Annotated in this window: 10 protein-coding genes; 7 read left to right on the forward strand and 3 right to left on the reverse strand. The window is 71.4% G+C overall.

The window, feature by feature from the left end; genetic code table 11:
* Window positions 1–17: 17 nt before the first annotated feature.
* Together BJ965_RS06320 and BJ965_RS06325 are read right to left on the reverse strand one after the other, a co-directional pair.
* The gene (locus BJ965_RS06320) at window positions 18–2402 is read right to left on the reverse strand and encodes an MFS transporter (protein WP_184907764.1); all 2385 of its coding nucleotides are present in this window, start codon (window positions 2400–2402) and stop codon (window positions 18–20) included.
* 156 nt (window positions 2403–2558) lie between these two features.
* Window positions 2559–3002, reverse strand: coding sequence for an SRPBCC family protein (locus BJ965_RS06325; RefSeq protein ID WP_184907765.1), 444 nt, complete (start codon window positions 3000–3002; stop codon window positions 2559–2561).
* A gap of 169 nt (window positions 3003–3171) precedes the next feature.
* On the opposite strand from BJ965_RS06325, the gene BJ965_RS06330 reads away from it, so the two are divergent.
* The 4 genes from BJ965_RS06330 (at window position 3172) to BJ965_RS06345 (ending at window position 7012) form a co-directional block, all read left to right on the forward strand.
* Entirely contained in the window at window positions 3172–4212 is a 1041-nt protein-coding gene (locus tag BJ965_RS06330) for an Rv2578c family radical SAM protein (protein ID WP_184907766.1), read from the forward strand.
* A 201-nt stretch (window positions 4213–4413) separates the two neighbouring features.
* Window positions 4414–6006 (forward strand): alpha/beta hydrolase, encoded by a 1593-nt coding sequence (locus tag BJ965_RS06335; protein ID WP_184907767.1) that lies wholly within the window; start codon window positions 4414–4416, stop codon window positions 6004–6006.
* Between the two features lie 56 nt (window positions 6007–6062).
* Window positions 6063–6461, forward strand: a complete 399-nt coding sequence (locus BJ965_RS06340; protein ID WP_184907768.1) for a RidA family protein — start codon at window positions 6063–6065, stop codon at window positions 6459–6461.
* 20 nt (window positions 6462–6481) lie between these two features.
* Complete coding sequence (locus tag BJ965_RS06345; RefSeq protein ID WP_184907769.1) at window positions 6482–7012, forward strand: GNAT family N-acetyltransferase; 531 nt, start codon at window positions 6482–6484, stop codon at window positions 7010–7012.
* Between the two features lie 67 nt (window positions 7013–7079).
* Here the strand turns inward: BJ965_RS06345 and BJ965_RS06350 are convergent, their stop codons facing one another.
* On the reverse strand, window positions 7080–7655 hold the full coding sequence (locus tag BJ965_RS06350) for an adenylosuccinate lyase (protein WP_184907770.1): 576 nt from the start codon (window positions 7653–7655) through the stop codon (window positions 7080–7082).
* 395 nt (window positions 7656–8050) lie between these two features.
* On the opposite strand from BJ965_RS06350, the gene BJ965_RS06355 reads away from it, so the two are divergent.
* The 3 genes from BJ965_RS06355 (at window position 8051) to ccrA (ending at window position 12549) form a co-directional block, all read left to right on the forward strand.
* On the forward strand, window positions 8051–9856 hold the full coding sequence (locus BJ965_RS06355; RefSeq protein ID WP_184907771.1) for a 3-hydroxyacyl-CoA dehydrogenase family protein: 1806 nt from the start codon (window positions 8051–8053) through the stop codon (window positions 9854–9856).
* 157 nt (window positions 9857–10013) lie between these two features.
* A complete protein-coding gene (locus BJ965_RS06360) occupies window positions 10014–10823 on the forward strand; it encodes a TetR family transcriptional regulator (RefSeq protein WP_246545845.1) in 810 nt (269 codons plus the stop codon).
* A 382-nt stretch (window positions 10824–11205) separates the two neighbouring features.
* Complete coding sequence (ccrA, locus tag BJ965_RS06365; protein WP_184907773.1) at window positions 11206–12549, forward strand: crotonyl-CoA carboxylase/reductase; 1344 nt, start codon at window positions 11206–11208, stop codon at window positions 12547–12549.
* Window positions 12550–12559 lie beyond the last annotated feature (10 nt).

Here is a 12559-nt window from a genome sequence, read left to right on the forward strand (position 1 = left end):
CCGCGGCCGGTGGCCGTTCAGTCCTCGTGGCTGAGCTGGAGATCCCGCTCGGTACGGCCTCCTCCGGCGACCTGGAGCACGGTGGCGACGGGCGGGTATCCGGCGGCGATGACCGTGTACTCCCCGGAGGACAGGTCGACGAAGCGGAACGTGCCGTCGGCGCCCGTGGTGAGGGTGTCGACGACGTTGCCCGCCACGTCGAGCAGCGTCACGCGCGCGTCCTCGACGGGCCGGCCGCCGCCCGCCCGGACGGTGCCGCGCAGCACGGCGCCGCCGGCCAGTTCGATGTCCCTGCGGGTCTCGCGGGCGGCCTGAACGGTGACGGGGAGCGCGGCCGGGCGGAAGGCGGGCGCACTGGCCGCGAGGGTGTACTCGCCGGCGACGAGCGCGGTGATGACGTAACCGCCCTCCCGGCCGCTGCGGGTGGTGGCCACGACCTCGCCGTGCACGTTGGTGAGCGTGACGGTGGCGTCCCGTACGGGCGTGCCGTCGGCGGTGACCACGGTGCCGATCAGGTTTCCGGCGCCACCGAGGACGATGTCGAGCTCGACGGGGCGTTCGCCGACGGTCACGGTGACCGCCTGCGGCTGGTGACCGCCGGCCGCGGCGATCAGCACGTACGACCCCGGGCCGGGGGTGGCCAGCGCGTAGCGCCCGTCCTCGCCGCTCGCGCCGCGTCCGGTCTGCTGCCCGGTGACGTCGATGAGGGTGAGCGCCGCGCGGGGCACGACGGTCCCGTCGTGGTGCTGTACCGAGCCGCACACGGGCACGCCGGCGGTGTGCGCGGCGCGGGCCTGCGGGACGTGGGCGTTCCCGGGCGCCGTGTCCGGGTCGGTGACGGGGGCGTTGTGGGACACCAGGGGTTTCTCCTTGAGGAAGAGGGCGATGACCAGTCCGAGGACGAGCACCGGCACCAGGTAGAGGAAGATCCGCGGCATGGCGTCGGCGTACGCCCGGATGTAGTCGTCGCGCACGGCCGGGGGCAGCGCGTGCACGAGCTGCGGGGTGAGAGACTCGGGGTCCGGCAGTCCCGCGCGCGGGGGGAGCCGGTCGGCGAGGGCGTCGGCGAGCCGGTCGGCGAACAGGGTGCCGAAGACGGCGGCTCCGACGCTGCCGCCGATCTGCCGGAAGTAGTTGTTGGCGCTGGTGGCGGTGCCGAGGTCGGCGGGGCGCACGGAGTTCTGCACGGCGAGGATCAGCACCGGCATCACCATGCCGATGCCGGCGCCGAGGACGGCCATCCAGATGCTGTAGTGCAGCCGGGGCGTGCCGACCTCGAGGCGCGACAGCAGCCACATGCCGGTGACGGAGAGGGCGCCGCCGAGGATCGGGTAGGCCTTGTAGCGGCCGGTGTGGCTGATGAGCTGGCCGGCGATGATCGAGGCGCCGACGATGCCGGCCGTCATCGGCAGCATGAGCAGGCCCGACTCGGTGGCGGAGGCTCCGTCGACCATCTGCAGGTACGTCGGCAGATAGCTGGCGGCGCCGAACAGTCCCGCCCCGATCACCAGGCCGATCAGGCCGGTGACGTTGAACACGGAGTCCCTGAACAGCCTGAGGGGGATGAGGGGTTCGACGGCGAAGTGCTCGGTGACGAGGAAGAGGACGGTCGCCGCCGCCGCTCCGGCCGCGAGGCCGAGGATCATGCGCGAGTCCCAGGCGTACTCGGTGCCGCCCCAGCTGGTCAGCAGGACCAGGCAGGTGGAGGCGGCGGTCAGCAGCAGCGCGCCGACGACGTCCAGCCGGCCCCTGGCGGCGGGCTTGGGGAGCTTCAGCGTGACGGCGACGACGGCCAGGGTGACCAGGCCGAAGGGGACGTTGACGTAGAAGCACCAGCGCCAGGAGAGGTGGTCGGTGAAGTAACCGCCGAGCAGCGGTCCGGCCACGGAGGCGAGGCCGAAGGCGGCGCCGATCAGGCCCATGTAGCGGCCGCGCTGCCGGGGCGGCACGATGTCCGCGATGATCGCCTGGACGCCGATCATGAGGCCGCCGGCGCCGACGCCCTGCAGGGCGCGGAAGGCGATCAGCTGGTCCATGGTCTGAGCCCGGCCCGCGAGCGCGGAGCCGGCGACGAAGACGACGATCGCGAACTGGAAGACGCCCTTGCGGCCGAGCAGATCGCCGAGCTTGCCGTAGATCGGCAGTCCGACGGTGGCGGTGAGCAGGTAGGCGGTGATCGCCCAGGACATCCGGTCCAGGCCGTGCAGTTCACCGACGATCTTCGGCAGCGCGGTGGCGACGATCATCTGCTCCAGGGCGGCCAGGAGGAGGGCCTGCATGAGAGCGAAGAAGATCAACCGCACCCGGCGCGGGCTCGGTCCGGTGTCCGGATCCGGCGGGGGTGCGGGGGTCTCGGGAGGCGCTACCGCCGGTTCGTCCTGCGCCAGAGTGATCCCGCCCACTCACCGCTCCCCTCGTCGCGCTGCCGCGCAATTCCCGCGTAAAAGCGACAACTACGAGCAAGCGCGACGAGTTACGGCACAGGAGCGAGCCGCACGGAGATCACTCGAACCGGTGAGGGGCGCAACACCCCCTGCCGGTTTGCGTCTTGGGGCGGGCTACTTCTCGACCTCGGCGGCGAGCCTGGTGAGCATCGCGTCGTAGATCCGGCCGAGACCCTTGGGTGCGAAGGTCTTCTCGAAGAAGCCGCCGATGCCGCCGGCGCCGGTCCAGGTGGTGGTGACCACGACCCGGGACTTGCCCTCGCCGGCCGGGGTGACCCTCCAGGTGGTGACCATGGAGGAGTTGCGGTCCTTCTCGACCAACTCACCGTCGGTGGGCTCACTGACCTCCAGGAGGCAGTCGCGCACGCGCTTGCTGGTGGCCTGGAGCTTCCAGTGGACGAGGGTTCCCTCGCCGTCACCGCCCTCCCGGACCTCGTACTCGCTGAACTGCTCGGGCAGCAGCTTCGCACGCGTGCCGCTGTAGTCGGCGAGGGCGTCGAACACCGTCTCCGCGTCCGCCGCGACGATCCGCTCCGTAGTGGCCTCGACCTGCGCCATCGCTTTCCTCCAGGACTGGTTGCTCGGGGGTCGGGGCAAGCCAACCACCCCGCCGCCCGGCCCCCCAAATCGGGGTGGCACAACCCGGTCGAACACGTTCGGAAAACACCCCCGCACGATCAAGGGAACATGTGTTCTATTCTGTGGTCAGTGCTACCGAGGAGGCGTCATGCGCTGGGAGAACCTCACATCGGACTCCGAACACAGCCGGGCCGATGCCGCGCTGTTCGGCGCGGACGCGGTGACCACGCGTACCTTCGACACGCCGGAGTTCCGCGGGATCACCTTCCACGAGATCCGGGCCCGTTCGATCATCAACCGGGTGCCGGCCGTCTCGCGGATGTCGTTCCAGTGGACGGTCAACCCCTACCGGGGCTGCTCACACGCGTGCGTGTACTGCTTCGCGCGCAAGACGCACAGCTATCTGGACCTCGACACGGGCCTGGGCTTCGACAGCCAGATCGTCGTCAAGACCAACGCGCCGGAGCTGCTGCGCCGGCAGCTCGGCTCGCGCCGCTGGCAGGGCGAGCACATCGCGATGGGCACCAACGTCGACTGCTACCAGCGCGCCGAGGGCCGCTACCGCCTGATGCCGGGCATCATCGCGGCGCTGCGCGACCACGCGAACCCCTTCTCGATCCTGACCAAGGGCACGCTCATCCTGCGTGACCTGGACCTGATCACGCAGGCGGCGCAGGTGACCGACGTCGGCATCTCCGTGTCGGTCGGCTTCACCGAGCAGGAGCTCTGGCGCACCGTCGAGCCCGGCACGCCCGCGCCGGAGCGGCGCCTGGAGGTCGTGCGCACCCTGGCCGAGCACGGCATCGGCTGCGGGGTGCTGATGGCGCCGGTGATCCCGTTCCTGAGCGATACGCCGGCCCAACTGCGCGCCGCCGTACGGGCGATCGCGGCGTCCGGCGCCACGTCCGTGACACCGCTGGTGCTGCATCTGCGGCCCGGCGCCCGTGAGTGGTTCATGGCCTGGCTCGGACAGCACCACCCCTACCTGGTGGCCCGGTACGAGCGGCTGTACGCGGAGGGCTCCTACGCCCCGAAGTGGTACCAGCGACGGATCACCCGTCAGGTCCACGAGCTGGCCGAGGAGTACGGCATCGGGCCGACGCGCGCGCAGACGCCGCCGCGGATCCGGCCGGCCGAGGCGGCCGAGGAGCCGCCGGTGACGGGACCGACCCAACTCTCGCTCCTCTAGGAGAACTCGGCTTCCCCAGGAGACTTCGCGTTCCCCCAGGAGTTCGAGATCTGCGCCCCCTTGCGGGCATTCGAGCGCATCTGAAGATCCAATCGGGTCATGCGCTATACGCAATGAGTTCTTCCGGGACGGGCTTCCGGGACGATGCGGCGAGGACGGTGACCCTCGCGGTCCTCCATCCCGCCGTCCTGGGAGGACTCCATGAGAAAACGCGCAGCCGCGCTGTGCGGCGCCGCCGTCATGGCCGGGACCTTCACGGCCGTTCCCGCCGAGGCGAGCGCACCCGGCACCGGGACCACCACCACGCACGCCGCGAAGCTCTCCTGGAAGAGCTGCGCCACCGAGGACCACCCGACGCTGCAGTGCGCGTCCCTGAAGGTGCCGCTCGACCACCGCAGGCCGGACGGGGAGAAGATCACTCTCGCCCTGTCCCGCGTCCCGCACACCGCCCGGACCTTCCAGGGCCCGCTGCTCGTCAACCCCGGCGGTCCCGGCGGCAGCGGCCTGACGCTCGCCGGGTTCGTCGCGTCCTCGCTCCCCCCGAAGGTCGCGGCCCAGTACGACGTGATCGGCTTCGACCCGCGCGGCGTGGGAGCGAGCAAGCCCGCGCTGGACTGCAAGCCGGGCCACTTCGGCCCGGTCCGCCCGGACTCCCTGCCGGCCACGCCCGCGATCGAGCGGGCCAACCTCGCCCGCGCCAGGTCCTTCGCCGCCGCCTGCGGCAAGAAGTACGCGCACCTCCTGCCGTACATCGACACCGCCGGCGCCGTCCGCGACATGGACGCGATCCGGCAGGCCCTGGGCGCGAAGAAGATCAACTACTTCGGCTACTCGTACGGCACCTACCTGGGCGCCGTCTACGCCAAGTTCTTCCCCGAGCGGGTCCGGCGTCTGGTCCTGGACTCCGTCGTCGACCCGACGGACGTCTGGTACGAGGCCAATCTCAACCAGGACGTGGCCTTCAACGACCGCCACCGCGCCTTCCTGGCCTGGGTCGCCGAGCACGACGCCACGTACGGGCTGGGCACCGACCCGGAGAAGATCGAGGCCACGTGGTACGCGATGCGCACGGCCCTCGCGAAGAAGCCGGCGGACGGCACGGTGGGCGCCTCGGAACTGGAGGACACCTTCATCCCGGGCGGCTACTACAACGGCTACTGGCCGCACCTCGCCGAGGCGTTCGCGGCGTACGTGAACGACAAGGACCCCGGGCCGCTGGTCCAGGCGTACGAGGACTTCGGCGCGGTCGACGCCTCCGGCGACAACGGCTACAGCGTCTACACCTCGGTGCAGTGCCGGGACGCCGACTGGGCGCGCGACTGGCGGCGGTGGCGCGAGGACAACTGGGCGGTGTACGAGAAGGCCCCGTTCATGACCTGGAACAACGCCTGGTACAACGCGCCGTGCGCGTTCTGGCCGACGGATTCGCGGCGCCCGGTGAACGTGGCCAACGGCAAGCTGCCGCCGGCCCTGCTGTTCCAGGCGACCGGAGACGCGGCTACGCCCTACGAGGGCGGTGTCACCGTGCACCGTCTGCTGGCCCGCTCCAGCCTGGTGGTCGAGGAGGGCGGCGGCAACCACGGCATCACGCTGAGCGGGAACGCCTGCCTGGACCGGCACCTGGCGGCGTATCTGAAGGACGGCACCGTGCCGCGCGGGTTCGGCGAGGCGGACGCGGTGTGCGAGGCGCTGCCGGACCCGAAGCCCTCGGCGGCCGGAACGGCGTCGGCGAAGGCCGGGTCGGCACCGTCGAACGGCTCGGCGCTGCACGGCCTGCTCGGCTTCCGCCGCTGAGCGCTGACGGGGCGTCGGGGGCGGGAGATGTCGGTCCCGTGGTCCACCATGGACCCATGAGTGAGCTGACGAGGATCCCCGCCCCCGACGGTGTCGCCGCCGCGGCCCAGTACAGCCATGTCGTCCTCGGCACCGGCCGTTTCGTGGCGATCGCCGGTCAGCTCGCGATCGACGAGCGCAGGCGGCTGGTCGGCGAGGGCGACCCGGCGGCGCAGGCGCGCCAGGTCTTCGAGAACCTCCGGCGCTGCCTGGCGGCCGTCGGCGCGACCTTCGACGACGTCGTCAAACTCACCTACTTCGTCACGGACATGGCCCATATGCCGGCCGTCCGCGCGGCCCGCGCCGAGCACATACCCGACGACCGGCTGCCGGCCGCTTCGGCGGTGCAGGTCGCCGCGCTGGTCCGGCCCGAGTTCCTGATCGAGGTCGAGGCGTTCGCGGTGGTCGCACCATGAGGAGCCCGCGGATTCGGGAGATGACGCCAGCCGACTGCGACGGCGTCGCGGAGGTCCGTGTCAGTGGCTGGCGCAGTGCCTACCGGGGCCTGATGCCGCAGTCCTACCTGGACGGGCTCAGCGTCGAGGCGGACGCCGAGCGCCGTCGTGAGTACCTCGCGCAGGGCGACCCCGGTGTGGTGAACCTGGTCGCCGAGGACACCGGCGGCGAGATCGTCGGCTGGGCGTGCCACGGCCCGTACCGGGAGGACGAAGTCCTCACCGGGGACGCCGAGTTGTACGCCATCTACGTGCACCCGGATCAGGTAGGGCGGGGTGTGGGGCGGGCGCTGCTCACGGAGTCGGTCGCGCGTTGCTCCGCCGCGGGCCACGGCCGTCTCCTGCTGTGGGTGCTCAAGGAGAACGACCGGGCCCGGCGCTTCTACGAACGGGCCGGCTTCCGGGCGGACGGCGCCGAGGAGCCGTTCGAGGTGGACGGGGTCGCGGTCCCCGAGGTGCGGTACACCAGGGCCCTCGCCGACGTCGCGGCACCCAGGCCCCTCGCCCGCTGACGTCGCGGCACACCAGGCACCCTCACCGCTGACGTCGCGGTACGGCGGACCCCTCCCCCCGCCGGCGTCACCTCTGCTTCGGAATCCGCCCCAGCGCCCGCACCGCCGCCTCGGCCAGCGTCGGATGCGCGAGCGCCTCGTTCAGGACGGGTCTGGCCCGGGCGTCGCCCAGCGCGCCGAGCCCGTCCACACAGGCCAGGGCGACGCGGCGGTACGGATCGTGCGGGCGCAGGCGCCGCTGGAGCGTGGTGATCAGCGCGGGCACCGCCTCCGGCGCACGCAGCTCGACCAGGAGCCGCACCGGGTGCAGGGCGTAGGCGACGCGCAGTTCGTTGGTGGCCAGGGCGGCGGCCGCGCGGGCGGTGCGCGGGTCTCCCAGCCGGGCGAGGGCGTGGGCGGCGGAGGCGCAGCGCGGGGGGTCGCGGTGGTTGAGCAGCAGCACCAGGGCCTCGAAGGCCCGCGCGTCCTGTGCGAGCCCCAGCCGGAACGCGGCCAGTTCCCTCGCCCACAGATGCTGCCCGGGTTCGGTCAGCACCGCCGCCAGGGCGTCGAGGTCGTCGGTCGCCACGAGCCGCTCGAACGCGGGCGGCGCCCCGGACTCCTGCCGTAAGCGCTCCGTGAGTGATCGCAACTCTTCGTCCATGACTCAGAGGTTAGGGGCGTGGCGAGCCGCGCGGGACGTACATCACAAACCCGGGGGCTGGCGCGCTCGTTACCCGCCGGTTAAGCTCAGACGAGCGAGTTACCCACTCGTATTTCCTCGCGGCGGTCTGGTGACGCGGCAGTCGCGAGAGCAGTCGGTTCGGTGCCTCAGGTACCGCAGTACGGCTCGGCCCCGGGACAGGGCCGGTCGGAACGGCCGTCGACCCCGGGCGTGTGCACGCCCGCGGCGCGGCACCGGGCGTGTGCGCTTCGCGGCCCGGCCAACACCCGCACTTCACCACGCACCCGGTGCGCCCGTGGTCCGGCTTCCGCCGGGCCGCCTCCGGCGCACCCGGAGCGCGTTCCCCGTCGTCACCCTCATCCTGGAGTCCCGCGATGGCCACTCCCCTGTCCGACCCGTCCCAGTCCCCGCTGCAGACCATCGCCGTCGTCGGCCTCGGCACGATGGGCACCGGCATCGCCGAGGTCCTCGCCAAGGCCGGCCGCACGGTCGTCGGCATCGACATCAGCGAGACCCAGGCCGCCAAGTGCGTCGCCGCGCTGGAGGCCTCCACCGCCCGCGGCGTCGAGCGCGGGCGGCTGACCGAGCAGGAGCGCGCCGGGATCCTCGGCCGTGTCCGCACCTCCGCCGACCTGCGCACCGCGGCCGACGCCGACCTGGTCATCGAGGTGGCCCCGGAGTCGTACGAGATCAAGCACCAGATCTTCCGGGAGCTGGACGGGATCGTGCGCCCGGAGACGATCCTGGCGACCGGCACCAACGCCCTGTCCGTGACCCGCCTCGCCGCCGACTCCTCGCGCCCCGAACGGGTGCTGGGCCTGCACTTCTTCAACCCCGCGCCGGCCATGAAGCTGGTCGAGGTCGTCTCCTCGGTGCTGACCGCGCCGGCGGCCGTCACCGCGGTCACCGACCTCGCGCTCGACCTGGGCAAGGAGCCGGTCGCGGTCGGCGACCGGCCCGGTTTCGTCGCGGACGGCCTGCTGTTCGGCTACCTCAACCAGGCCGCCGCGATGTACGAGGCGAAGTACGCCTCCCGCGAGGACATCGACGCCGCGATGCGGCTGGGCTGCGGACTGCCCATGGGTCCGCTGGCGCTGCTCGACCTGATCGGCGTCGACACCGCGCGCACGGTCCTGGAGGCCATGTACGCCTCCTCCCGCGACCGGCTGCACGCTCCGGCCCCGATCCTCAAGCAGCTGAGCGAGGCGGGCCTGACCGGCCGCAAGGCGGGGCGCGGCTTCTACACGTACGAGGCGCCGGGCAGCCCGGTCGTCGTGCGGGACGGGCTGACCCCGCTGGAGGGCGGCGACCTGGTTCCCGGCCGGGAGATCCGCTCGGTCGGTGTCGCGGGCTCGGGCACCATGGCCTCCGGCATCGCCGAGGTCTTCGCCAAGGGCGGGTACGAGGTGGTCATCGCCGCCCGCAGCGCGGAGAAGGCGCAGACCGCGAAGGCCCGGATCGGCAAGTCCCTGGCCCGCTCGGTCGACAAGGGGCGGATGACCGCGGAGGCGGCCGCCGAGACCCTGGACCGGATCACCGCCACGGGCACGTACGACGACTTCGCCGATGTCGACCTGGCCGTGGAGGCGGTCGCCGAGGACCTGGAGATCAAGCGGCAGCTGTTCGCGGCCCTGGACAAGGTCTGCAAGGCGGGCGCGATCCTGGCCACCACGACCTCGTCGCTGCCGGTCGTCGCCTGCGCCCGGGCCACCTCGCGCCCGCAGGACGTGATCGGCATGCACTTCTTCAACCCGGCGCCGGCCATGAAGCTGGTCGAGGTCGTCCGCACGGTGCTGACCGCCGACGACGTCCACGCGACGGTCCGCGAGGTCTGCGGGCGGATCAGGAAGCACCCGGTCGACTGCGGTGACCGGGCCGGATTCATCGTGAACGCGCTGCTGTTCCCGTACCTGAACAACGCGATCAAGATGGTGGAGGAGCACTACGCGTCGCTCGACGACATCGACGCGGCGATGAAGCTGGGCGGCGGTTACCCGATGGGCCCGTTCGAGCTGCTGGACGTGGTCGGACTGGATGTCTCGCTCGCCATCGAGAAGGTCCTGCACCGCGAGTTCCGCGACCCGGGGCTCGCTCCGGCGCCGCTGCTGGAGCACCTGGTGGCCGCGGGCTGCCTCGGCCGCAAGACCGGCCGTGGCTTCCGCGAATATGCCAAGCGCTGAGCGTCCCGGCGACTGGTTCCGGTCCGGCGCGGAGTGGGGTGGCCTGCTCGGCCCGGACCGGTTCCACCCGGTCGGCCGGGCCGCCCCTCCCCCGCCCGCCGGCGGCGGAGAACCAGGTCATGCGCGGCGAGCTGCGCACATGCAGTACGTTCAGGGCATGCCCCAGCCCGCCAAGTCCTCACGTACACCAGCCACGGCCGACGCGCCGGAGAGTGCCGCCGGCTCTCGCGCCGCCGCCCAACGGCTCAAGATGCGCCGGGAACTTGCGGCCGCCGCGATGGAGCTGTTCGCGACCAAGGGGTACGAGGCAACCACCGTCGACGAGATCGCGGCCCAGGCCGGGGTCGCCCGCCGCACCTTCTTCCGCCACTTCCGCTCCAAGGAAGAGGCGATCTTCCCCGACCACGACGACACCCTGATCCGCGCCGAGGCGGTGCTCAACGCCGCGCCCGCGCACGAGCATCCGCTCGACACGGTGTGCCGCGGCATCAAGGAAGTCATGCGGATGTACGCGGCCCGGCCGGAGATCTCGGTCGCCCGTTACAAGCTGACGCGCGAGGTGCCCACCCTGCGCGAGGCGGAGATCGCGTCGGTGGCCCGCTACGAGCGCCTCTTCACCCGCTATCTCCTCGGCCACTTCGACGAGCGCGCGCACGCCGACGACGCCAACGACGATCCGCTGCTGGCGGAGGTCGCCGCCTCCGCGGTCGTCACGGCCCACAACCACGTTCTGCGGCGCTGGCTGCGCGCGGGCGGCCAGGGGGACGTGGAGGCGCAGCTGGACCACGCCTTCGCGATCGTGCGCAAGACCTTCGGGTCGGGCATCGGGGCCGGGCGCTCCACCGAACCGCAGCCGGCCGCCGCCACGGCGTCGGCGCAGGGCGAGGTGCTGGTGACCGTCGCCCGCACCGACGCGCCGCTGGACGAGGTCATGCGGACCATCGAGCAGGCACTCAAGGAGCGCTGAGCCCCCTTTCACCCGTGTGATGACGGCCACCCCTCGGGGTGGCCGTTTTGGCATGTCAGGGCCCGTTTTGCAGGCCCTCGGAGGGACCATTCGATCGATCATCGCTCATTTGTTACGTAAAGATTTCATCTGAGATCAAGTTCTGGCACTCAGTGCCTTGCGGGGTGACACGCGGTGTCATACGTTGAAGAGGTCCGGGCGACGTCCCGGCAAGCTCACCCGCTTGCCCGCCCGGACGCCTGCGTCACAGGCAACCTCCCGCGCCACCCAGCGCTGCCGATCAGCACCACCGCCGAACCGACGGCACACCCTCAACCCTCAGCAGCACCGACGTAACCATCGGCGCCCCTCCCTCAGGGCGCTCACCGCCGGAGGCAACACCGTGACCGTTAAGGACATCCTGGCCGCGATCCAGTCGCCCGACTCCACGTCGGAGGACTTCGCCGCCCTCCCGCTCCCCGAGTCGTACCGCGCGATCACCGTGCACAAGGACGAGACGGAGATGTTCGCGGGCCTCGAGACCCGCGACAAGGACCCCCGCAAGTCGATCCACCTGGACGAGGTGCCGCTGCCCGAGCTCGGCCCGGGCGAGGCCCTGGTGGCCGTGATGGCCTCGTCGGTCAACTACAACTCGGTGTGGACGTCGATCTTCGAGCCGCTGTCCACCTTCGGCTTCCTGGAGCGCTACGGCCGGCTCAGCGAGCTCACCAAGCGCCACGACCTGCCGTACCACATCATCGGCTCCGACCTCGCGGGCGTCGTCCTGCGCACCGGTCCCGGCGTCAACGCCTGGCGGCCCGGTGACGAGGTCGTCGCGCACTGTCTGTCCGTCGAGCTGGAGTCCAGCGACGGCCACAACGACACGATGCTCGACCCCGAGCAGCGCATCTGGGGCTTCGAGACCAACTTCGGCGGCCTCGCCGAGATCGCCCTGGTCAAGTCCAACCAGCTGATGCCGAAGCCCGACCACCTCAGCTGGGAGGAGGCCGCCGCCCCCGGCCTGGTCAACTCCACCGCCTACCGGCAGCTGGTCTCCCGCAACGGCGCCGGCATGAAGCAGGGTGACAACGTCCTGATCTGGGGCGCGAGCGGCGGACTCGGCTCCTACGCCACCCAGTTCGCGCTGGCCGGCGGCGCCAACCCGATCTGTGTCGTCTCCAGCGAGCAGAAGGCGGACATCTGCCGCTCGATGGGCGCCGAGGCGATCATCGACCGCAGCGCCGAGGGCTACAAGTTCTGGAAGGACGAGACCACCCAGGACCCGAAGGAGTGGAAGCGCTTCGGCAAGCGCATCCGCGAGTTCACCGGCGGCGAGGACATCGACATCGTCTTCGAGCACCCCGGCCGCGAGACCTTCGGCGCGAGCGTCTACGTCACGCGCAAGGGCGGCACCATCACCACCTGCGCCTCGACCTCGGGCTACATGCACGAGTACGACAACCGCTACCTGTGGATGTCGCTGAAGCGGATCATCGGCTCGCACTTCGCCAACTACCGCGAGGCCTGGGAGGCCAACCGGCTCATCGCGAAGGGCAAGATCCACCCCACCCTGTCGAAGGTGTACTCCCTTCAGGACACCGGCCAGGCCGCCTACGACGTGCACCGCAACCTCCACCAGGGCAAGGTCGGCGTGCTGTGCATGGCCCCCGAGGAGGGCCTGGGCGTGCGCGACCACGAGAAGCGCGCCAAGCACATCGACGCCATCAACCGCTTCCGGAACATCTGAGAGGCGTCGC

It is taken from the genome of Streptomyces luteogriseus (genome assembly GCF_014205055.1).
Lineage (GTDB): Bacteria > Actinomycetota > Actinomycetes > Streptomycetales > Streptomycetaceae > Streptomyces > Streptomyces luteogriseus.